This is a genomic window from Limnohabitans sp., assembly GCF_040400975.1.
GTDB lineage: Bacteria > Pseudomonadota > Gammaproteobacteria > Burkholderiales > Burkholderiaceae_C > Limnohabitans_A.
In genome coordinates, this window is the sequence record NZ_JBBAPF010000017.1 from 48,930 (window position 1) to 69,002 (window position 20,073).

Sequence of the window (20,073 nt, forward strand, 5' to 3'; positions counted from 1 at the left end):
CGCTCAATGCGCCTGTTCCCAGTTCGGGCCAAAGCCCACTTCGGCCAGCAAAGGCACCTTGAGGTTTGCCACGCCCGCCATGATGCGCGGCACTTCGGTGCGCACCCATTCCACCTCTGATTCGGGCACCTCGAATACCAGTTCGTCGTGCACCTGCATGATGACCTTGGTCGCCTTGCCCTGTTCGTCCAGCGCCTTTTGCACCGCGATCATGCTCAGCTTGATCAGGTCAGCCGCCGTGCCCTGCATGGGCGCGTTGATGGCGGCGCGTTCGGCCCCTGCGCGGCGGGGGCCGTTGGGGCTGTTGATCTCGGGCAGCACGAGGCGGCGGCCAAACACGGTCTCGACATAACCCAGCGCCTTGGCCTGTTCACGGGTGGCGTCCATGTAGTGCTTGACGCCTGCAAAGCGCTCGAAGTAGCGGGTGATGTAGTTCTTGGCGGCGGTGTTGTCGATGCCCAAGGCCTTGGCCAAACCAAACGCGCTCATGCCGTAGATCAGACCAAAGTTGATGGTCTTGGCGTAGCGCCGTTGCTCGCTGCTCACAGTGTCGGGCGTGAGGCCAAACACCTCGGCAGCCGTGGCCTTGTGCACGTCCAGCCCCTCATGGAAGGCTTTGAGCAAGGCAGGGTCGTCGCTCAAGTGCGCCATGATGCGCAATTCGATCTGGCTGTAGTCGGCACTCGCGATCACACAACCAACCGGGGCCACAAAGGCCTCGCGCACCTTGCGGCCCTCTGTGGTGCGGACCGGGATGTTTTGCAAATTGGGCTCGTTGCTCGACAAGCGACCCGTCACAGCCACGGCCTGGGCGTAATTCGTGTGCACCCGGCCTGTGCGCGGCAAGGCCAGTTGCGCCAGCTTGTCGGTGTAAGTGCCTTTGAGCTTGCTCAGGCTGCGGTGCTCCAGGATGCGCGCAGGCAGCGGGTAATCTTCGGCCAGTCTCTCCAGCACCTCTTCGTCGGTGCTGCGCGCACCCGTGGCGGTTTTCTTGATGACGGGCAGGCCCAGCTTGTCAAAGAAGATCTCGCCCAGCTGCTTAGGGCTGGCCAGGTTGAAGGGCTGGCCTGCGATTTCATAGGCTTCGGTTTCGAGCTGCACAATGCGCTCGCCTAACGCTTGGCTTTGCGCGGCCAGCGTGGGGGCATCGATCAGCACGCCGTTGCGTTCGATGCGGTACAGCGCTTCGCTGGTCTGGATTTCCATGTCGTACACATACTTCAGGCCCGCATGGGTTGCGATCTGCGGCCACAAGGCAAGATGCACGTCCAGGCATTGGTCCGAGTCTTCACATGAATAATGCGCGGCCTTGACCACATCGACCTGCGCAAACGGGATCTGGTGGGCACCTTTTCCGCAAAGGTCTTCGTAGGTCACACCCCGGCGGCCCACATGCCGCTCGGCAAGACTTGAAAGGCCATGCGGTTTGTGCACTTCCAGCACATAGCTCTCCAGCATGGTGTCGTGGGCGTAGCCCTGCACCTCGATGCCGTGGTTGGCGAACACATGGCGGTCGTATTTGATGTTCTGACCCAGCTTGTGGCGGGCCGGGTTTTCGAGCCAGGGCTTGAGTTTGGCCAGCACATCGGCCAAAGGCAGCTGCTCGGGCGCAGCCGGGCCGTTGTGGGCCAGCGGAATGTAGGCCGCCTCGCCGGGGGTGACGCTGAGCGATATGCCAACGATCTCGGCGCGCATGGCGTCGAGCGAGGTGGTTTCGGTGTCAATGGCCGTCAGTGGCGCTTGCTCGATGCGAGCCAGCCAAGTGTCGAACGCGGCCCAATCGAGCACCGTGTCGTATTTCAGATCGCCTTGTACCGAGCTGGCTGCGGTGTCGAGCACGGGGGCTGCTGCTGGTTCGTCGTCAGGTGCCGATCCAAACAAATCCCCGGTGCCCATGTCTTTGGGCTTGGCCGCTTTGGCTTTGGCCGCAGGCGCAGGCACGGTCCCGCCCAGCGACTGCACCAGCCCTTTGAAGCCATAGGTCTGGTAGAAATTCAGCAGTTTGTCCTTGGCGGGCTCGTGCAGGTGCAGGCTGGCCAGCGAAGGCAAATCGGGGACCCAGTCGTTCAGGTCGCAATCGGTTTTCATGGACACCAAGGCGCGGCCTTTGGGCAGCCAATCCACCGCCTGGCGCAGGTTTTCGCCCGCCACCCCTTTGATGTCATGGGCATGCGCCATCAAGTTGTCGAGGGAGCCGTATTCCATCAGCCACTTGGCGGCCGTTTTGGGGCCGACCTTGGCCACACCGGGCACGTTGTCCACCGTGTCGCCCACCAGGGTTTGGTAGTCGATCATGAGCGATGGCGGCACGCCAAACTCTTCGGTCACGCCCGCCACATCGCGCACCTTGCCGTTCATCGTGTCGATGATGGTGATGTGTTCATTGACCAACTGACTCAGGTCCTTGTCGCCGCTCGACACCGTCACCTCGATGCCTTGCTGCGCGGCCACATGGGCCAGCGTGGCGATCACGTCGTCGGCTTCCACGCCCGGCACGTCCAGCACCGTCCAGCCCATCAGGCGCACCAGCTCGTGGATCGGCTCGATCTGGGAGCGCAAATCGTCGGGCATGGGGCTGCGGTTGGCTTTGTACTCGGGGTACAACGCGTCGCGGAAAGTGGGGCCTTTGGCGTCGAAAACGCAAGCGGCATAAACAGCAGGCACATCCTTGCGCAGCCGCTCCATCATGTTGATCATGCCGCGAATGGCCCCGGTGGCGGGGCTGCTCGGGTCGCCCGGCACGGCGCGCAAATCGGGCATGGCGTGGAAGGCGCGGTACAGGTAGCTGGAGCCATCGACCAGCAAGAGGGTCGGCTTGGATGTGTCGGAGGTGTTGTCGCTCATCCCTCGATTGTGTACCGGGATCGGGGCCTGACCTTCAAGCGACCTCATGATCGGGTGGCCGGGTCTGCGCCGGAGCGATGTGGCAAAGCGAAGCGCCTCTGAGCTCCGGCGCAGACCCGGCTAGCCGATCTCCCCGCCTGTCCAGGGAAGTCATAGGCAGACCCGCAAAGGGCTGACTGCGCTGGGCCTCAGAGGCGCTTCGCTTTGCCACATCGGCCCAGCGCAGTCAGCCCTTTGCGGGTCATTTGGGTCTTTTCGCCCTCTACAATCCGTGTTTTGCTCACCCAAGCCAGACCCCTCTGGCGCTTTGACGGTTTTCTCCCCCATGGCGGTATTCACCGAAGTCACCGAAGCCCAGGCCAATGACCTGATGCAAGCCCTCAACCTGGGCCAGCTCACGGCCCTGCGCGGCATCGAAGGTGGCATTGAAAACACCAATTACTTCGCCACCACCACCCAAGGTGAGTATGTGCTCACCCTGTTTGAGCGCCTGACCCATGAACAACTGCCCTTTTACCTGCTGTTGATGAAATTTTTGGCTGGCCGCGGCATCCCGGTGCCCGATCCGGCCGCCAACCGCGATGGCGATGTGCTGCACACCTTGAACGGCAAGCCTGCAGCTGTGGTCAACAAACTCGCGGGTAAAAGCCAATTGCAACCACAGACCGTGCACTGCGCCGCAGTAGGCCAAATGCTGGCGCGCATGCACATGGCGGGGGCCGACTACAACCGCAGCCAGCCCAATTTGCGCGGCCTGCCTTGGTGGAACGAAACAGCCCCCTTGGTTTTGCACCATCTGGACGAAGTGCAAGCCGCCTTGCTGCGCAGCGAACTGGCTTACCAAAACCACATCGCTGAAAGTGCCGCTTATGCCGCCTTGCCCCGTGGCCCGGTACACGCCGACCTGTTCCGCGACAACGTGATGTTTGACGGTGAACAACTGACGGGCTTTTTTGACTTTTACTTTGCAGGTGTAGACACCTGGTTGTTCGACTTGGCCGTGTGCCTGAACGACTGGTGCATCGACTTGGGTACTGGTCGCCACGACGCCGAACGCGCCGGGGCCATGCTGAAAGCCTACGGCCTAGAGCGTCCCTTGACGGCACCAGAGCGCGCTTTATTGCCCGCCCTTTTACGGGCCGGGGCTTTGCGGTTCTGGATTTCCCGCCTCTGGGACTACCATCTGCCCCGAGAGGCTTCCATGCTCAAACCGCACGACCCTAGCCACTTCGAACGCGTTTTGCGCGGCCGGATTCTCCACCCCGTGTCCTTGTCTGCCACTGTCTGATCACCATGCACCTGCAAATCGTTCCCGCCAGCGCTGGCCTGAAATGGGCCAAACAAGGCCTGCGCACTTTTTGGCGTCAACCTTTGGCCATGACGGGTCTGTTCTTTTTGTTCATGATCACAGTGTCAGCGGTCTCGATCGTGCCCTTTGTAGGCAGCGCTTTGGCGCTCATCGTTTTGCCAGGGCTGACGCTGGGCATGATGGCGGCGACGCAAACTGCCTCCCAGGGCAAGTTCCCCATGCCCGGCGTCTTGTTTGCTGCCTTCAAGGCCGGGCCTCACCGCAAAACCATGTTCCATTTGGGCGGCTTGTACGCGGTGATTTTTCTGGCGGTGATGTTGTTATCCACCTTGGTCGATGGCGGCACCTTTGCCAAAGTCTATTTTGGTGGCGCAAAAATGACACCCGATGTGGTGACGACCGACTCGTTTCAAACCGCCTTGTGGGTGTCCATGCTGTTTTATGTGCCACTGTCCATGATGTTTTGGCATTCACCTGCTTTGGTGCACTGGTACGGCATGCCGGCGGTCAAGAGTTTGTTTTTCAGCTTCATGGCTTGCTGGCGCAACCTGAAGGCTTTCACGGTTTATGTGATGGCTTGGGGTGTGATTTTCATGGGCAGCGCCATTTTGGCTTTGCTCGTCACCAGTTTGATGGGCAGCCCTCAATTGATGACGGCGGCTTTCTTACCCATCGCACTGATGGTGGCAGGCATGTTCTTCACCTCCATGCTGTTTTCGGTGCGCGACTGTTTTTCAACCGACGTTGACGACGAACAAAGCGCACCCCCACCCAGCGCCGATTGATCAGTGCTGGTGGCCGTGTGCGCCATGGGCGTGGCGGTGCGTCACTTCATCGGCCGAGGCAGCCCGGACCTCGACCACTTTGAGCGCCAGACTCAGGTGCTGACCCGCCCACGGGTGGTTGCCATCCAGCATCACTTGGTTGCCTTTGATTTTCAGCACATTGAAAACCTGCTCGCGCCCGTCTGGGGTGCGGCCACGCAACTGCCCACCCACCTTGACGCCTGGTGGAAATTCACTTTTAGGAATGGTCTGCACCAAACTCTCATCGCGCTCGCCAAATGCATCGGCTGGGGCCAGCTTCAAGGTGATGGCAAACCCCAGCTCTTGGCCTTCTAGGGCTTCCTCAATTTTGGGGAAGGTATTGTCGTATCCGCCATGCAGGTAAGAGGTGGGCTCTTGGGTCTTGTCCAGCAGTTGACCTTGGGCATTGGTCACCTTGTATTGCATGGTGACGACGGTGTTTCGGGTGATTTTCATGGGATCTTTCCAAGCAAAAAATCAAACCACGGTGAGTTTGGCCACGCTCAAGGCCAGCCATTTCACCCCGTGACGGGGAAAGTTGACCTGGGCGCGGGCATCGGCCCCCACGCCCTCCACCGCCAGCACCTTGCCCTCACCAAACTTGGTGTGGAACACGGTTTTACCAGCGCTGATGCCATGCTCGGGCGCGGCTTTTTGCACTGGCACAGGGGGACTTGGATAAGTTTCGGTGCTCAAACTGCTCTGCCCCCAAGCGGGACGGGTCTGGCGGTTGAAGGCCGGGGTTTGCGGCCAGCCACCGCCCTGAGAGCTTGTCCCAGCGCCGGCCGTGCCCAAGTTGGAGAAACCGGCATTTTTGGGCGTCACCCATTTCAGGCACGCCTCAGGCAGCTCGGCCAAAAAACGGCTTTTCAGGTTGTAGCGGGTCTGGCCATGCAGCATGCGGGTTTGCGAATGGCTGAGGTACAGGCGCCTTCGCGCGCGGGTAATGGCCACGTACATCAGGCGGCGCTCTTCTTCCAATCCGTCAAAGTCGTTCATCGCGTTTTCGTGCGGGAACAGGCCTTCTTCCAGCCCGGTGATAAACACTGCATCGAACTCCAGACCCTTGCTGGCGTGCACCGTCATGAGTTGAACCGCATCTTCACCGGCTTGCGCTTGGTTATCGCCCGCCTCCAGCGACGCATGTGTCAAGAATGCCGCCAGCGGGCTCATGATCACGCCATCTTCGCTGAACTCGTCGATGGTGCCCAAGTCAGTGTCCACTGAAGCGCTCACACCCTGGCTGGCCGGACTTTGTGACAAGCTCTGAGGCATGGCCACCGCACTGCGGCCAAAGCCTTCCTGTGTAACAAAGCTCTCAGCAGCGTTGACCAGTTCTTCCAAGTTTTCTACCCGGTCCGCGCCTTCTTTCTCGGTGCGGTAGAGGTTGATCAGCCCCGTTTTTTCCAGCACCAGGTCGATGATCTCGCGCAGCGTCAGACCCTCGGTCTGCTCGCGCAGGACATCGACCATGGCCACAAAAGCCGCCAAATTGGCACCGGCCTTGCCGGTGGTGGCGCTCACAGCGTCGTGCAGCGAGCAGCCTGCGGCGCGTGCAGCGTCTTGCAGCTGCTCAATGGAACGTGCCCCGATGCCACGGGGCGGAAAGTTGACCACCCGCAAAAAGCTGGTGTCGTCATTGGGGTTCTCCATCAAGCGCAAATACGCCAGCGCGTGCTTGATCTCGGCGCGTTCAAAAAAACGCAAACCGCCATACACCCGGTACGGAAACCCGGCGTTGAACAAAGCGGTTTCGAGCACCCGGCTTTGCGCGTTGCTGCGGTACAGCAGCGCCACTTCTTTGCGCTCAAAACCATCTTGCTTGACCAACTGGCGCAGCTCTTCAATCAGCCACTGTGCCTCGGCAAAGTCAGAGGGGGATTCGACCACACGCACGGGCTCCCCCGCCCCTTGATCGGTGCGCAGGGTTTTGCCCAAACGGGTTTTGTTGTAGCTGATCAGGTGGTTGGCCGATTCGAGGATGTTGCTGAAGCTGCGGTAGTTTTGCTCGAGCTTGATCTGATGCCGAACCTGAAACTCGCGAACAAAGTCGGCCATATTGCCCACCCGCGCGCCCCGGAAGGCGTAGATGCTCTGGTCGTCGTCGCCCACGGCCAAAATCGCACATTCGCCGCCCTCACCCGGCAAACCCGCCAATTGCTTGAGCCAAGCGTATTGCAGCTTGTTGGTGTCCTGAAACTCGTCCACCAAGATGTGGCGAAAACGGCGGCGGTAATGCTCGCGCACATGCGCGTTGTCGCGCAGCAATTCATAGGAGCGCAGCATCAGCTCGCCAAAGTCCACCACGCCTTCACGCTGGCATTGTTCTTCATACAACTGGTACAGCTCCACCTTGCGGCGGGTCTCGTCATCGCGCACAGTCACATCGCCAGGGCGTTGACCGTCTTCTTTGCAGCCCGCAATGAAATACTGCAATTGCTTGGGTGGGAAACGGTCTTCGTCCACATTGAACTGCTTGCACAGGCGCTTGACGGCCGACAACTGGTCTTGCGTATCCAAAATCTGAAAAGTCTGCGGCAATCCGGCCAACTGGTGATGCGCCCGCAAAAATCGGTTACACAGCCCGTGAAACGTGCCAATCCACATGGCGTTCACATTCACCGGCAGCAGAGCCTGCAGGCGCAGCTTCATCTCTTTGGCAGCCTTGTTGGTGAAGGTCACCGCCAAAATACCGCCAGGCGAAACCTGCGAGGTCTGCAAGAGCCAAGCAATGCGCGTGGTGAGCACCCGGGTTTTGCCCGAACCTGCGCCCGCCAAAATCAAAGCATGCTCTGGGGGCAAGGCCACCGCCCGGTGCTGCTCATCGTTGAGCTGAGCCAGCAAGGGAGAAGAAGTGTTCGGGAAGGTGTCAGACAACATAGGGGGAGATTGTAGATACCCCCCTGCACTGGGCTGGGGCATCGGGAAACCCCTCTGGACCTTGTCCTTTCTACTTTTTTCATCCACTTGTATGTGGCGACGACCACGAAGGCAGCGATCTGGACATCTTGATCGACCCCACCCCCCACACCACTTTGATGGATGTAGCCGCCATTCAAGTGGAACTGGAAAAAATGCTGGGGATTTCGGTCGACGTTTTGACCCCAAAAGCTCTGCCCGACAAGTTTCGCCACCTGGTTTTGGCCGAGGCCCTTCCAGTATGAGCAAAAGCTTGCGCCGGGCAGATTACCTGGGGCACATACTGGCAGCCATCGAGCGCATTGATCGTCACACAACGGGCGTCAACGAAGCCACTTTCTTGGCCAGTGAATTGATTCAAGATGCCGTCATCCGTAACCTTGAAGTGATCGGCGAGGCCGCCAATAACATTCAGCAAGTTGATGCCGTATTCGCTGCAACACAGTGAAATTCCTTGGCAAGTGATGTATGCCATGCGCAATCGCCTCTCGCATGGATACGACAAAGTCGACTTGGAAATGGTCTGGAAAACGATCCAAAGTGACCTGCCTGGTCTTTACAGCTTGGTCAAGGCGTGCACGGCTTAACGTCACCCAAGCCATCACGCAGGAACCTGGCAATGCCGCTTGATGGACCGGCCTTCTGAACATTCCACACTTGTGCCCCCTCATTGGCATGGTCAAGGCATACGCTGCCCCCATGTCGGTCCAGTCAGGGACATGTGCAGCGGGCTTGGCGTGACACCATAGGCTTCATCGCCATGCCCTCCCCAAAACCGTGCCCCTTTTGAAACATACCTCTTGGCCTGCCCCGTTGCCCGCGCGACCTCGGGTGGGCCTCATCGTGCTGTCGGTGGAGGGCTCGGCATGAAGGTGTTTTACGGCTGGCGCATGGTCGGTGCGGCTTGCGGTATCCAGTTTTTGTTGGCGGCTTTTCTCACGCAAGCCTTGGGTCTGTACATCGCCGTGCTGTCAGACGAAATGGGCTGGAGCAAAACCACCTTGTCAGGCGCGGCGGCCCTGCAGTCGGTTGAGGCGGCCATCATCGGCCCGGTGCTAGGCTGGGTGATGGATCGGGTGGGGCCTCAAAAAATGATCCGCTGGGGCATGGTGTTGTTTGCGGCCGGCTTGCTGCTGCTGAGCCAAGTTGACAGCGTTGTCACCTTTTATGCCAGCGCACTCCTGATGGCCGTGGGTGCCAGCCTGGGGGGCTACTTTCCGCTGTCGGTGGCGCTGGTGCAGTGGTTCGAGAAGTTCCGCGCCCGCGCCCTGTCCATCATGAGCCTGGGACTGGCCATGGGGGGGCTGGTGGTGCCACTGATGGCCTGGTCCATCCAGGTGTGGGGATGGCGGGCCACGGCCGCAGGATCGGGTCTTTTGGTTTTACTGACCGGCTTGCCCATGGCCAGCATCATCCGCCGCCGACCCGAGGACCATGGCGATCATGTGGACGGCATCCACCCGGCGCAAGCGGCCGCTGATTTGGTACAAGGCCGCCCTGCCCCCCCGGTGCAGATCGAATTCACCGTGGCGCAAGCCCTGCGCACCCGGGCTTTTTGGATGCTGGCCATCGGCCATGGCCTGGCCTTGCTGGTGGTATCGGCCGTGAATGTGCATGCCATCACCCACATGAAAGAGGGCCTGGGCTATTCGTTCACCACCGCCAGTTGGGTGATATTGATCATGACCTTTGGCCAATTGGCCGGGGTGCTGATGGGGGCCACCATGGGCGACTGGTTTGACAAAAAAAAGGTCGCCGCCCTGTGCATGCTGGCCCACGGCATCGGCATGCTGTGCCTGACCTATGCCAACCACATGGCCATGCTGGTGGCCTTCGGGGTGTTCCACGGCATCGCTTGGGGTCTGCGCGGGCCTTTCATGCAGGCCATCCGGGCAGACTACTTCGGGCGCAACGCGATCGGTCTGATTTTGGGCCTTTCGGCGGCCATCATCGCATTGGGGCAAATTGCGGGCCCCATGATCGCGGGTGTGCTGGCCGACTTGACGGGCGATTACCAGCTGGGTTTTAGCCTGCTGGCCTTGCTGGCGGCTCTGGGCTCGCTGGCCTTCATGCTGGCCACCAAGCCGACACTGCCACCCTCTGCTGAAACCCCTGCTTGAAATCGGATCAGGGCCGCCAACTCGTGGGGTGTTTGAACACGGGTAGAATCAGCCACCGGGCCCAAGATTCTTGCGCCCGGTTTTTTTTGCCCTGAACCTGCAACGGGTTCAACACAGGGGCCTCAAAACCGGCCAGGCCAAGCGCTCACTCGTTCTTTCAACGAATCCTTTTTTGGAGCTTGGTTTTCTCATGGAAATTTTTGACTACGACAACATCCTGTTGCTGCCACGCAAGTGCCGCGTGGAAAGCCGTTCTGAGTGCGACGCCAGCGTCACATTGGGCAGCCGAACCTTCCGCCTGCCGGTGGTGCCTGCCAACATGAAGACCGTGGTGGACGAGTCCATCTGCTTGTGGATGGCGCAAAACAACTACTTCTACGTGATGCACCGCTTTGACCTGGACAACGTCCAGTTTGTGCGCGACATGCATGGCAAAGGTGTTTACGCCTCGATCTCGCTGGGCGTCAAAGCCCCCGACCGCGCCACCGTGGACCAGCTGGCCGCAGAAAACCTGGTGCCCGAGTACATCACCATCGACATCGCCCACGGCCATGCCGACAGCGTGCGCGACATGATTCGTTACATCAAGGCCAAGCTTCCTGACAGCTTTGTGATTGCAGGCAACGTGGCCACGCCCGAAGCCGTGATCGATCTGGAAAACTGGGGCGCAGACGCCACCAAAGTGGGCGTGGGGCCGGGCAAGGTGTGCATCACCAAACTCAAGACCGGTTTTGGCACCGGCGGCTGGCAGTTGTCAGCCCTCAAGTGGTGCGCCCGCGTGGCCACCAAACCCATCATTGCCGACGGCGGCATCCGCAGCCACGGCGACATCGCCAAGAGCATCCGCTTTGGCGCGAGCATGGTCATGATCGGTTCGCTCTTTGCTGGCCACGAGGAGTCGCCCGGCAAAACCGTCGAGGTCGATGGCGAACTGTTCAAAGAGTATTACGGCTCGGCCAGCGACTTCAACAAGGGCGAGTACAAGCACGTGGAGGGCAAGCGCATTCTGGAGCCGATCAAGGGCAAGCTGGCCAACACGCTGATTGAGATGGAGCAAGACGTGCAAAGCTCGATCAGCTACGCCGGTGGGACCAAGCTGATGGACGTGCGCAAAGTGAACTACGTGATCCTGGGTGGTGACAACGCCGGTGAGCACCTGTTGATGTAAGCCGTCACCGCGTTCACCGCTGAGGGAGCCCAAGGGCTCCCTTTTTTGTGGGTCGGTGGCTTTAGCCCCAACATGAACTTGGGTCAAACGCCTGTTGTCGGGGCTGAAGCCGCCGACCTACAAAACCTCTATTTCAAGGCCCCCAGCGCCAGCATCAAACCGCTGACCACCAGCAAAGCGCAAATGGTCTGACGCAATCGTGCTGTGGGCACTCGGTGCGCCAATCGGTGACCCAGCCAAACGCCAGCCAGCGCCACGCCAATCAACACGCTCCAGCGTTGCCACAAGTCGCCACTGGACAAGCGACCGTCCAAGGCCATGACCAGCAAGACCGTGGTCGCCGCCGTGGCAATGACCATGGGTGTGCTGGCACGCAACTGCTGCACATCGGCGACACGTCGGCTGAGCCAAGCCACCACCAAGGGGCCCGCCGTGCCAAACAGCATCTCCACAAGGCCTATGGCTCCGCCCACCGGAAAAACCCAAGCCGAGGCCGGCGGCTTCAAAGGCGCGGCCCTCAAGCGCAAGCCATTCAGGCCCACACCCGCCACGTACACACCCAGCAGCAGCAAGGGCCAACGGCTGTTCAGGTGCTGCATGAGCCACAAGCCCAGCACCGTGCCCATCACGATGCCGGGCAGCAGGCGGCGAAGCTCGTGCCACTGCACCTGCCGCCAGTTCAGACCACTGTGCAAAGCAGAAGCGGGCACGTCCATGAGCAAAGTCAGCGCCACCACGGCGGGCAAGGGCCAGTTCCAGGCCAACAGGGGCACCACCACCAAAGCCGAGCCAAAACCTGTGAGGCCCAGCACGGTGTACCCCAACAAGACCACCCCCATGGGATAAAGCCATTCCTGCATCCCGATTCCTTTGATGTTTTTTCAATCGCTCAAGTGGTTTTGCACAAACGCGCGAAACACCGACATGACAGGCAACTCGGTACGGCCCGCCAAGGTGATGAGGGCCAGCCGTGCCCGGCCCTTCAGGGGTGTTTGCATGGGCAACTCCACCAAACGGCCCTGGTCCAAGCCCTCTCGGGCTGCGCCCACAATGCCCAGGTAAATGGCATCGGTTTGCCCCACCACATCCAACAAGCTGGCGATGTCCTCACACTGCAAGGTGGTCATTTGTGCCGGGTTGGCTTGCGGGCCGTAGTGGTCCACCAACAATCTGGCCACCTCTTGCGACAGCTGGATGGAGGCGATGGGGTAGGACAGCAAGGCCTCAAAAGGCAAGCCCTTGGCGGCATATTCCAGCAAAGGGTGGCCCTGGCGACACACAAAGCCAGCACGCATCTCGACCACCTGTGTCATTTTCAAATCCGGCGCCGATTCGACACGCCGCACATCCACCACCAAGGCATCAAGTTGCCGCTCGCGCAATTGGGTCAATTGCAGTTCGGTAGACCCGCGCGAGACCGTCACCTGCACTGTGGGGTGGTGCTTGGCCATGTACACCAGCCAGGGCGTCATCAGCATGGCCCCGGGGCCAGACCCCAAACCCACACGCAAGGCGCCCAATCCGCCTTGCTGCAGCAATGCAGCGCCTTGTTTGAGCTCTTGAGCCTCATGCACGATGCGCCGCGCCCGCTCCAGCACAGAGCGACCCAAGGGTGTGAGCTCGTTTTTTTTGCCCACCCGGTCCACCAAGGGACCTCCCAAATCCTCTTCCAGAGCCTGAATGCTGCGGCTCAAAGCGGATTGGGTGATGTGCAATTTTTCTGCCGCGCGGCTGAAGGATCCGGTGTCAGCCAGCGCCAGCCAGTGTTCAAGGTGCCTGAGGTTCATATATTCATTTTACGAATGATTATCAGAAAAATAAGTCATTGGACACATAAAAATCGAATTCTTACCATCCGCTCGTAGTCGTTCAAACCCTATCGAATTTCAATCCTAAAGGAGACATCATGAACCTCAAGACCCTCGTATTTGGCCTGTTTGTGGCCGCCAGCGCTTTCGGCCCTGCCATGGCGCAAAACTACCCTGCCAAGCCGATCAGCCTGATCGTGCCCTACCCTGCAGGCGGCCCATCCGACTTTTTTGCCCGCAGGGTGCAGCCCGATGCGGCCACCCGACTGGGCAAACAACCCATGATCATCGAGAACATCGGCGGCGCAGGCGGCTCGATCGGCTTGAGCAAGCTCGTCAGCGCTCCCGCAGACGGCGCCACCCTGAGCCTGGCCAGCCCCATGGAGCTGGTGCTGGCCCCCTTGGCCATCCAGGGCGTGAAGTACAAGTCGGAGGACTTCAAGCTGGTGGCTCAATTTGCAACCACCAACACGATTTTGGCTGTTCGCAACTCGCTCAATGTCAAGACCGTCGACGAACTGCTGGCACTGGCCCGCAAAAACGGCAACAAACCCCTGAGCTATGGCAGCGTGGGTCCAGGTTCGCTCTACCACCTGATTGGCGAAAGATTCTCCCAGCTCACCAAGGTCGAAATGCTGCATGTGCCCTACAAAGGCATTGCCCCCCTGCTGAACGACCTGATGGGGGGCCAGATCGACATGGCCTTCTTGCCCATGGCAGGCTCCATTCCAGCCACCCTCATGGACGGTAAGATCCAGGGCCTGGCCGTGACCGCCAAAACCCCACACCCGCTGTTCAAGCAGTTCCCTGCCATGGCCACCATGAAGGGTCTGGAGAGCATGGAGTTCGACATCTGGGCAGGCATTGTGGTGCACCGCAACACGCCCGACCACATCGTCAATGCGTTGAACAAAGCCTTCTATGCATCGGCAGAAATGCCTGAAACACGCAAGGCCCTGGAAGGCAGCGGCAATGTGGTGCTGCCTGAACGCGACCCGCTGGTGCTGGACCGCATCTATCGGAGTGAAATCGATCGCTACCGCGGCATCGCCAAGACGATCAACCTGCAGGCTCAGTAATTCCTGGGTCAAGGACTGCACATGAACGCTCCCCGCGAAGCTTTTGCCCAGGACCTGCTTCAGGCCCTGGGTGCCCAAGCCGATGAGTTCATCGCAGTGAGGCACGACATCCACCGCCACCCGGAGATGGGCTACAAGGAATACCGCACCAGCGACCTGGTGGCCGAGCAACTCGAAAAGTTTGGCTATGCGGTCACACGCGGACTGGGCGGTACTGGGGTGGTCGGGCAGCTCCAGCGTGGCGTTGGTGGCAAAACACTGGGCCTGCGCGCCGACATGGACGCGCTGCCCATCGAAGAAGCCACCGGTCTGCCTTACGCCAGCTGCAACGTCGGCATCATGCATGCCTGCGGCCATGACGGCCACACCGCCATGCTGCTGGCAGCCGCCAAACACATTGCTTCGCATGTGGCGTTTAACGGCACGCTCAACCTGATCTTCCAACCCGCAGAAGAAGGCCTTGGCGGGGCCAAGAAGATGATGGAAGACGGCTTGTTCAAGCGCTTTCCCTGTGATGCGGTGTTTGCCATGCACAACATGCCGGGCCAACCGCAAGGACATCTGGTGCTGCGCGAGGGGCCGATGATGGCCTCGTCCGATGACGTGACGATCACGATCGACGGCCAAGGCGGTCATGGTGCCATGCCCCACCAGGCGGCCGACCCGGTGGTGGCTGGCTCGGCCATTGTGTTGGGCCTGCAAAGCATCGTGGCGCGCAATGTGGACCCTCAGGAAACGGCCGTCATCACCGTCGGCGCATTCAACGCCGGCGTGGCCAACAACGTGATCCCGCAAACCGCCACCCTGAGCCTGAGCGTACGCTCACTCAACCCGCAAGTGCGCGAGTTGCTTGAAAAACGGATCACCGAGCTGGCACAGTCACAGGCCCAGAGCTACGGCGTGCGTGCCCAGGTGAACTACCAGCGCGGCTACCCCGTGCTGGTCAACCACAAGAGTGAAACCGACTTTGCACGCGATGTCGCCGAAGAGCTGGTTGGCACCGCACGTGTCACACGGCAGGGTAAAGCCCTGACGGGCAGCGAGGACTTTGCTTTCTTTCTGGAGCAGGTGCCGGGCTGTTACCTGCTGATCGGCAATGGCGATGCAGAAAGCGGTGGCCACGGTGCCTGCATGGTGCACAACCCGGGTTATGACTTCAATGACCAAAACGTGGCCGTCGGCTCGGCGTATTGGTCGCTGATGGTGGAGCGGTTTTTACCGGTCAACGGGTGATCGGGCCGGGCATCGGATGCCCTGCCCAAGCCTTGTTTTGCCGCAGGGCCTGACTCCCAGGGGGCAGGCCCTGACTGGCTTGAGGCAGCGCACAGACGGGTCTGAGACAATCGCCGGGTGAACATGTCCGAACTCATCCAAACCGTCCTGATCTATGCCTTGCCGGTGATCTTTGCCATCACCTTGCACGAAGCGGCCCACGGCTACGCTGCGCTGCGTCTGGGCGATGACACCGCCTCGGTGTTGGGGCGTGTCACCCTCAACCCCTTTCCCCACATCGACCTGGTGGGCACCATCTTGTTGCCCCTGTTGCTTTATTTCAGCACCAGCGGGGCGTTTTTGTTCGGTTACGCCAAGCCCGTGCCTGTGCGTTTTGACCGGCTACGCCACCCCAAGCGCGACATGGTCTGGGTGGCCTTGGCAGGCCCCGGTGCCAACCTGGTGCAAGCCCTGCTGTGGGGCGTGTTGTTTTACATCTTGAGTGGCAGCGGCATCACCGAACGGTTTTTCATTGAGATGTTCAAGGCCGGCATGCTGACCAATGTGGTCATGTTTGCCTTCAACTTGTTTCCGCTGCCCCCGCTGGACGGCGGGCGCATCCTGGTGGGCCTTTTGCCCTTGCGACAGGCGGTGCTGGTGTCTCGGGTGGAGCCTTGGGGCTTTTTCATCGTGATGGCGCTGGTCCTCACTGGCCTCATCAGTGCGTGGTGGATGCAGCCCCTGATGGGGGCCACCTTTGAATTTCTCAAGTTCACCCTCAGTCCCTTGGCGGCTTTCTTGCGCTGATGTTTTTATTCTTAGTTTTTTGTATTGCTCATGACAACCCCTAACCGCACCCGCGTTCTCACCGGCATCACCACCACGGGCACCCCGCATCTGGGCAACTACGTGGGGGCCATCCGCCCGACGGTGCAAGCGAGCCGTGACACCCACACCGACGGTTTTTACTTTCTGGCCGACTACCACGCCCTCATCAAGTGCGACGAACCCGCCCGCATCCAGCGCTCCACCCTGGAAATCGCCGCCAGCTGGATCGCCTCGGGACTTAACCCTAACAAAGTCACCTTCTACCGGCAGTCCGACATCCCCGAAATTCCTGAGCTCACCTGGCTCTTGACCTGTGTCACCGGCAAAGGCGTGCTCAACCGAGCCCACGCCTATAAGGCCGCTGTCGACAAAAACAACGCCGCAGGCCACGACCCGGACAGCGATGTGTCAGCAGGTCTGTTCATGTACCCCGTGCTGATGGGCGCGGATATTTTGATGTTCAAGGCGCACAAAGTGCCCGTGGGCCGCGACCAGATCCAGCACATCGAAATGGCGCGCGACATGGCGGCCAGCTTCAACCATTTGTATGGCGAGCATTTTGTTTTGCCTGAGGCAGTGGTCGAGGAATCGGTGGCGCTGTTACCAGGCCTTGACGGCCGCAAGATGAGCAAGAGCTACGACAACACCATCCCGCTATTTGCGCCTGTTGCCCAAATGCGCAAGCAAATCGCAGGCATCGTGACCGACTCCAAAGCCCCCGGCGAGCCCAAAGCCACCGAAGGCTCGGCCCTCTTCCAGATTTACCAGGCTTTCGCCAGTGCCGAGGAAACCGCCGCCATGGCCCGCGCTTATGCCGAGGGCATTGGCTGGGGCGATGCCAAGCAAATGCTGTTCGAGCGCATCGACCGCGAAATCGCCCCCATGCGCGAGCACTACCAAAGCCTGATCGACAACCCCGCGCAGATGGACAAAATCTTGCTGGCCGGCGCTGACAAAGCGCGCCAATTGGCCACGCCTTTCATGCGCGAATTACGACATGCCGTGGGCTTGCGCGCCCTGTCATCGGGCCAGGCGGCGTCGGTGGCCAAAGAAGCCAAAACCGCCCTGCCCAGTTTCAAGCAGTACCGCGAAAAAGACGGTCAGTTCTACTTCAAATTGGTGGATGCCAAAGGCGTGACCTTGTTGCAAAGCCGTGGCTTTGCGTCCCCGAAAGAAGCCGGGCAAGCGGTCGCACGCCTGCAAGCAGAGGGAGCAGATGGACTGCGAGAATTGAGCGATGTTTTAGAACCCTTGACCGACGCAGCTTTGGCTGTGCTTGTGGCTAATTTGCAACTCCTGATGCAAGTTGAGGCAAATCCGTCAAAATGAATTTGTTGTTTTCAACGAAACAAAATGTCAAAATCTTTGTTTGGTGATATCCTCATACTTTCCGTTTAACACTGTGAATAAATCATGACTGTTTACGTCATCGACGACCACCCATTGATGCGCGACGCGCTCACCATGCTCGTCCACCGAGTCAAGCCCGGTCTCAAGATCATTCCCATTCACAAATTGAATGTGGTCGAGTCGACGGTCGAAAAGAACGGTGTTGCTGAGTTGTTTTGTTTGGATTTACAGCTGCCCGACACCTTGGGTATGTCTGGGGTCCAGGTGCTCAAAGCCAAATTCCCCGATGTGCCTTTGGCGGTCGTTACCAGTTCAAGCGCCAGTGAATTTAAACAACGCTGCTTGGATGCGGGTGCTGACGCTTTCATTGAAAAATCCAACAGCCCAGCTCAAATCATCGCTGCCCTGCGCAGCTTACTGGTCACTGAAGAAGACGCCGCCACCGAAGATGCGGCCACCCCTTCGGGTCCGACCAAGTTGTCCAAGCGTCAAAAACAACTGATCTTGATGTTAGACCAAGGCTTGTCCAACCGCGACATTGCTGAAAAGCTTGGAATCAGTGAACACACGGTCAAGGTGCACTTCTGGCGTCTGTTCCGCCGTTTGGGCGTCAACAGCCGCACACAGGCTCTTCACTTTGCACGCACCAACGGCTGGCTGGGCATCTAAGGCACCATGCCCGTCGTCTCGATCACTCTGCTGCCGGGTTACGCGGCAGAAACCCAGCACCGCATGGTCAATCGCTTGGCACAAGCGGTTCGTTCAGTGATCGACACCCCTGAAGCGGGGACCACGGTGTTTGTCAACGAGGTCAGCACCTACCGCCGCGACGGCAAGGTGTTCAGCGAGGGCCGTGCAGCGCATCCGGTGGCTTCTGACTTGGTGCGTGATTTTTTGCAAGCCATGCAATCCGGTGATTTGGCCCATGCACAAAGTTTTTTGTCACCCGATTTCCGGATGTGTTTTCCCGGTGGGGTGGTCATGCAGACGCTGGACGAACTGACCGCCTGGGCAGCCCCACGCTATTCGCGCATCGGCAAGCATTACGAACAGTTCGAAGAAAGTTGGCAAGGCGATGTGACGGTGGTGTTTTGTCACGGTACTTTGCAGGGCACTTGGCTCAATGGCGAGTCTTTTGAAGGCATCCGGTTCATCGACCGGATGGCGGTGCGCGGGGGACAGATCACCCGCCAAGATGTGTGGAACGATCTGGCCGAGCACCGCAAGGCCTGAGCTTGAGTCCAGAGCCTCAATCCTTTTTTTTGCTTTTGTCTTTGTCGCGGTTGATGATGTCCGGTGTCACCGCATCCACCACATTGACAGCCGTCTTGACACCATAAATCACGGTCGACGCCGCCACATCCGCAATCGCCAGCACCGTGCACCCTTGCAGCAAGGGCAAGGCCACAAAGGCCAACATCCAAGTTTTCGTTTTCATCATGGGTCCTTCAGGCTTGCAAGTCAGAAAAAACCTCGCTGGACTCCCAGCGGGGTTGTTCTGGTGCGACAGAACTTACCTCATCATCAAGCGCCTCTTTTTCTGATGGGTATAGATCTCTAGCCCTTGCTGTTCAATGCTCCATTCTAAATGGAGAGACCCCCACTTTTTGCATCGTGGACCTTTCACCCAATACGCAGCCCGATTCCATTCATCGCTGTGCTTTTTTATGGGGCTTGAATTGACCACTAGGGGGTCGCTGCGACCCACTGAAATGAAATATTACATTTATTAATTTTAATGGTCGACATAATAAATATACTCATATTTACAGATCAGTATCTATAACCAAAAGCAATTCGAATAATATCACCCGGAGTGAAGTTAGCATTTGAATCCTTGCCAAATCTAACAAACCAATCATTGACATCCAGAGTACCTGTTACACCCAAACCGCGATACAACATCTCACCGGGTGCATTCGCTCCGGAACGATGAAACAAATCTAAAGTGATACGCTTATCTCCAAACAAAGAACGTCGCCAAACAAGATGTGTTACTTTTTGTCCCGTATGAAGACGATCATCAGCGATTTGGTATAAAGAAAACTTGCCTGATGAAGATGAAGAGAAAGTACCCCCAAGCAATATGGCGTCATTTGGATCAAAGTTGAGGTTGTAGTAAGGTTTCAAGTTGGTCCGGCTGATTCCTATCAATGGACCTAAACCACGTTCGCCGGTTTTTTTGCCATCCCAAGTCAGACTCCAGCCCTGAAAACCCTCGGTAGCAATTTGTAAGGAACTGATTAATCGCCCCAAGGGTAGATCTTGAGAGTACTCAAAACCTATACGTGTTTGTAAAAAAACTTGTCGTTGCTCATAATGACCTAACCAGAAAGCAAAATTCTTTGTATTTCCGCGCAAATTCAGATCATGTGATGGTCCCGACTCGGAGTCGGCATATCTGGATGCAGTTATTTTCCAACTAATTATTTCACCCGGATCGAGTGTGTCGTTGGGATCTACGTCTGCACGGTCCTCAATAGCTTGGGCACTCAGTGTTATCAAAAGAAATAATGCTGAAATACATCTGCGAAATTGAAAAATCATCATCATTCCCCTTGAAAATAATGCCTTATTGTTGATTAGCCAGACAAACTGAGCCAGTGTTTGCATCGAATATTGAGCCACTG

Annotated in this window: 20 protein-coding genes; 13 read left to right on the plus strand and 7 right to left on the minus strand. The window is 58.6% G+C overall.

What is annotated here, in order from left to right; translation table 11 throughout:
* Positions 1 to 3: 3 nt before the first annotated feature.
* Entirely contained in the window at positions 4 to 2,844 is a 2,841-nt protein-coding gene (gene polA / locus ABWQ00_RS10945; RefSeq protein WP_353238707.1) for a DNA polymerase I, read from the minus strand.
* A gap of 325 nt (positions 2,845 to 3,169) precedes the next feature.
* Between polA and ABWQ00_RS10950 the strand changes: the two genes are divergently transcribed.
* Together ABWQ00_RS10950 and ABWQ00_RS10955 are read left to right on the plus strand one after the other, a co-directional pair.
* Positions 3,170 to 4,132 (plus strand): homoserine kinase, encoded by a 963-nt coding sequence (locus tag ABWQ00_RS10950; RefSeq protein WP_353238708.1) that lies wholly within the window; start codon positions 3,170 to 3,172, stop codon positions 4,130 to 4,132.
* A 5-nt stretch (positions 4,133 to 4,137) separates the two neighbouring features.
* Positions 4,138 to 4,938, plus strand: a complete 801-nt coding sequence (locus ABWQ00_RS10955; protein ID WP_353238709.1) for a BPSS1780 family membrane protein — start codon at positions 4,138 to 4,140, stop codon at positions 4,936 to 4,938.
* On the opposite strand, the gene ABWQ00_RS10960 is transcribed toward ABWQ00_RS10955, so the two are convergent.
* Together ABWQ00_RS10960 and ABWQ00_RS10965 are read right to left on the minus strand one after the other, a co-directional pair.
* Positions 4,939 to 5,415: an FKBP-type peptidyl-prolyl cis-trans isomerase gene (locus ABWQ00_RS10960; RefSeq protein ID WP_353238710.1), complete on the minus strand. Its 477-nt coding sequence runs from the start codon at positions 5,413 to 5,415 to the stop codon at positions 4,939 to 4,941.
* A gap of 21 nt (positions 5,416 to 5,436) precedes the next feature.
* On the minus strand, positions 5,437 to 7,839 hold the full coding sequence (locus ABWQ00_RS10965) for a UvrD-helicase domain-containing protein (protein ID WP_353238711.1): 2,403 nt from the start codon (positions 7,837 to 7,839) through the stop codon (positions 5,437 to 5,439).
* Positions 7,840 to 7,862: 23 nt separating this feature from the next.
* Between ABWQ00_RS10965 and ABWQ00_RS10970 the strand changes: the two genes are divergently transcribed.
* The 5 genes from ABWQ00_RS10970 (at position 7,863) to ABWQ00_RS10990 (ending at position 11,166) form a co-directional block, all read left to right on the plus strand.
* Entirely contained in the window at positions 7,863 to 8,123 is a 261-nt protein-coding gene (locus ABWQ00_RS10970; RefSeq protein ID WP_502908125.1) for a nucleotidyltransferase family protein, read from the plus strand.
* Positions 8,120 to 8,326 carry a HepT-like ribonuclease domain-containing protein gene (locus ABWQ00_RS10975; RefSeq protein ID WP_353238712.1) on the plus strand — a complete coding sequence of 69 codons (207 nt, stop codon included), beginning with the start codon at positions 8,120 to 8,122 and terminating at the stop codon, positions 8,324 to 8,326. The genes ABWQ00_RS10970 and ABWQ00_RS10975 overlap by 4 nt, the downstream gene beginning before the upstream one ends.
* 25 nt (positions 8,327 to 8,351) lie before the next feature.
* Positions 8,352 to 8,465, plus strand: a complete 114-nt coding sequence (locus ABWQ00_RS10980; protein ID WP_353238713.1) for a HepT-like ribonuclease domain-containing protein — start codon at positions 8,352 to 8,354, stop codon at positions 8,463 to 8,465.
* Between the two features lie 279 nt (positions 8,466 to 8,744).
* On the plus strand, positions 8,745 to 9,998 hold the full coding sequence (locus ABWQ00_RS10985; RefSeq protein WP_353238714.1) for an MFS transporter: 1,254 nt from the start codon (positions 8,745 to 8,747) through the stop codon (positions 9,996 to 9,998).
* 190 nt (positions 9,999 to 10,188) lie between these two features.
* Positions 10,189 to 11,166, plus strand: a complete 978-nt coding sequence (locus ABWQ00_RS10990; RefSeq protein WP_353238715.1) for a GMP reductase — start codon at positions 10,189 to 10,191, stop codon at positions 11,164 to 11,166.
* A gap of 128 nt (positions 11,167 to 11,294) precedes the next feature.
* Here ABWQ00_RS10990 and ABWQ00_RS10995 read toward each other — a convergent pair whose 3' ends face one another.
* Both ABWQ00_RS10995 and ABWQ00_RS11000 read right to left on the minus strand, forming a co-directional pair.
* On the minus strand, positions 11,295 to 12,026 hold the full coding sequence (locus tag ABWQ00_RS10995; RefSeq protein WP_353238716.1) for a sulfite exporter TauE/SafE family protein: 732 nt from the start codon (positions 12,024 to 12,026) through the stop codon (positions 11,295 to 11,297).
* 21 nt (positions 12,027 to 12,047) lie between these two features.
* A complete protein-coding gene (locus ABWQ00_RS11000; RefSeq protein WP_353238717.1) occupies positions 12,048 to 12,953 on the minus strand; it encodes a LysR family transcriptional regulator in 906 nt (301 codons plus the stop codon).
* Between the two features lie 119 nt (positions 12,954 to 13,072).
* Here ABWQ00_RS11000 and ABWQ00_RS11005 point away from each other — a divergent pair, with 119 nt between their 5' ends.
* The 6 genes from ABWQ00_RS11005 (at position 13,073) to ABWQ00_RS11030 (ending at position 18,676) form a co-directional block, all read left to right on the plus strand.
* Positions 13,073 to 14,053 (plus strand): Bug family tripartite tricarboxylate transporter substrate binding protein, encoded by a 981-nt coding sequence (locus ABWQ00_RS11005; protein WP_353238718.1) that lies wholly within the window; start codon positions 13,073 to 13,075, stop codon positions 14,051 to 14,053.
* Positions 14,054 to 14,074: 21 nt separating this feature from the next.
* Positions 14,075 to 15,286 carry a M20 aminoacylase family protein gene (locus ABWQ00_RS11010; RefSeq protein WP_353238719.1) on the plus strand — a complete coding sequence of 404 codons (1,212 nt, stop codon included), beginning with the start codon at positions 14,075 to 14,077 and terminating at the stop codon, positions 15,284 to 15,286.
* Between the two features lie 123 nt (positions 15,287 to 15,409).
* Positions 15,410 to 16,072: a site-2 protease family protein gene (locus ABWQ00_RS11015; RefSeq protein WP_502908123.1), complete on the plus strand. Its 663-nt coding sequence runs from the start codon at positions 15,410 to 15,412 to the stop codon at positions 16,070 to 16,072.
* Positions 16,073 to 16,102: 30 nt separating this feature from the next.
* Positions 16,103 to 17,422: a tryptophan--tRNA ligase gene (locus tag ABWQ00_RS11020; RefSeq protein ID WP_353238721.1), complete on the plus strand. Its 1,320-nt coding sequence runs from the start codon at positions 16,103 to 16,105 to the stop codon at positions 17,420 to 17,422.
* Between the two features lie 84 nt (positions 17,423 to 17,506).
* A complete protein-coding gene (locus ABWQ00_RS11025) occupies positions 17,507 to 18,112 on the plus strand; it encodes a LuxR C-terminal-related transcriptional regulator (RefSeq protein ID WP_353238722.1) in 606 nt (201 codons plus the stop codon).
* 6 nt (positions 18,113 to 18,118) lie between these two features.
* Positions 18,119 to 18,676: a DUF4440 domain-containing protein gene (locus ABWQ00_RS11030; protein WP_353238723.1), complete on the plus strand. Its 558-nt coding sequence runs from the start codon at positions 18,119 to 18,121 to the stop codon at positions 18,674 to 18,676.
* Between the two features lie 16 nt (positions 18,677 to 18,692).
* On the opposite strand, the gene ABWQ00_RS11035 is transcribed toward ABWQ00_RS11030, so the two are convergent.
* Together ABWQ00_RS11035 and ABWQ00_RS11040 are read right to left on the minus strand one after the other, a co-directional pair.
* On the minus strand, positions 18,693 to 18,881 hold the full coding sequence (locus tag ABWQ00_RS11035) for a hypothetical protein (protein WP_353238724.1): 189 nt from the start codon (positions 18,879 to 18,881) through the stop codon (positions 18,693 to 18,695).
* Between the two features lie 335 nt (positions 18,882 to 19,216).
* The coding region (locus tag ABWQ00_RS11040; RefSeq protein WP_353238725.1) for a hypothetical protein at positions 19,217 to 20,073 on the minus strand (857 nt) is incomplete at its 5' end.

What these genes read in the sequence shown, in the direction of transcription:
- polA (WP_353238707.1), bottom strand. Translation starts at nt 2,844, where the DNA reads ATGAGCGACAACACCTCCGACACATCCAAGCCGACCCTCTTGCTGGTC.
- ABWQ00_RS10950 (WP_353238708.1), top strand. Translation starts at nt 3,170, where the DNA reads ATGGCGGTATTCACCGAAGTCACCGAAGCCCAGGCCAATGACCTGATG.
- ABWQ00_RS10955 (WP_353238709.1), top strand. Translation starts at nt 4,138, where the DNA reads ATGCACCTGCAAATCGTTCCCGCCAGCGCTGGCCTGAAATGGGCCAAA.
- ABWQ00_RS10960 (WP_353238710.1), bottom strand. Translation starts at nt 5,415, where the DNA reads ATGAAAATCACCCGAAACACCGTCGTCACCATGCAATACAAGGTGACC.
- ABWQ00_RS10965 (WP_353238711.1), bottom strand. Translation starts at nt 7,839, where the DNA reads ATGTTGTCTGACACCTTCCCGAACACTTCTTCTCCCTTGCTGGCTCAG.
- ABWQ00_RS10975 (WP_353238712.1), top strand. Translation starts at nt 8,120, where the DNA reads ATGAGCAAAAGCTTGCGCCGGGCAGATTACCTGGGGCACATACTGGCA.
- ABWQ00_RS10980 (WP_353238713.1), top strand. Translation starts at nt 8,352, where the DNA reads ATGCGCAATCGCCTCTCGCATGGATACGACAAAGTCGACTTGGAAATG.
- ABWQ00_RS10985 (WP_353238714.1), top strand. Translation starts at nt 8,745, where the DNA reads ATGAAGGTGTTTTACGGCTGGCGCATGGTCGGTGCGGCTTGCGGTATC.
- ABWQ00_RS10990 (WP_353238715.1), top strand. Translation starts at nt 10,189, where the DNA reads ATGGAAATTTTTGACTACGACAACATCCTGTTGCTGCCACGCAAGTGC.
- ABWQ00_RS10995 (WP_353238716.1), bottom strand. Translation starts at nt 12,026, where the DNA reads ATGCAGGAATGGCTTTATCCCATGGGGGTGGTCTTGTTGGGGTACACC.
- ABWQ00_RS11000 (WP_353238717.1), bottom strand. Translation starts at nt 12,953, where the DNA reads ATGAACCTCAGGCACCTTGAACACTGGCTGGCGCTGGCTGACACCGGA.
- ABWQ00_RS11005 (WP_353238718.1), top strand. Translation starts at nt 13,073, where the DNA reads ATGAACCTCAAGACCCTCGTATTTGGCCTGTTTGTGGCCGCCAGCGCT.
- ABWQ00_RS11010 (WP_353238719.1), top strand. Translation starts at nt 14,075, where the DNA reads ATGAACGCTCCCCGCGAAGCTTTTGCCCAGGACCTGCTTCAGGCCCTG.
- ABWQ00_RS11015 (WP_502908123.1), top strand. Translation starts at nt 15,410, where the DNA reads ATGTCCGAACTCATCCAAACCGTCCTGATCTATGCCTTGCCGGTGATC.
- ABWQ00_RS11020 (WP_353238721.1), top strand. Translation starts at nt 16,103, where the DNA reads ATGACAACCCCTAACCGCACCCGCGTTCTCACCGGCATCACCACCACG.
- ABWQ00_RS11025 (WP_353238722.1), top strand. Translation starts at nt 17,507, where the DNA reads ATGACTGTTTACGTCATCGACGACCACCCATTGATGCGCGACGCGCTC.
- ABWQ00_RS11030 (WP_353238723.1), top strand. Translation starts at nt 18,119, where the DNA reads ATGCCCGTCGTCTCGATCACTCTGCTGCCGGGTTACGCGGCAGAAACC.
- ABWQ00_RS11035 (WP_353238724.1), bottom strand. Translation starts at nt 18,881, where the DNA reads ATGAAAACGAAAACTTGGATGTTGGCCTTTGTGGCCTTGCCCTTGCTG.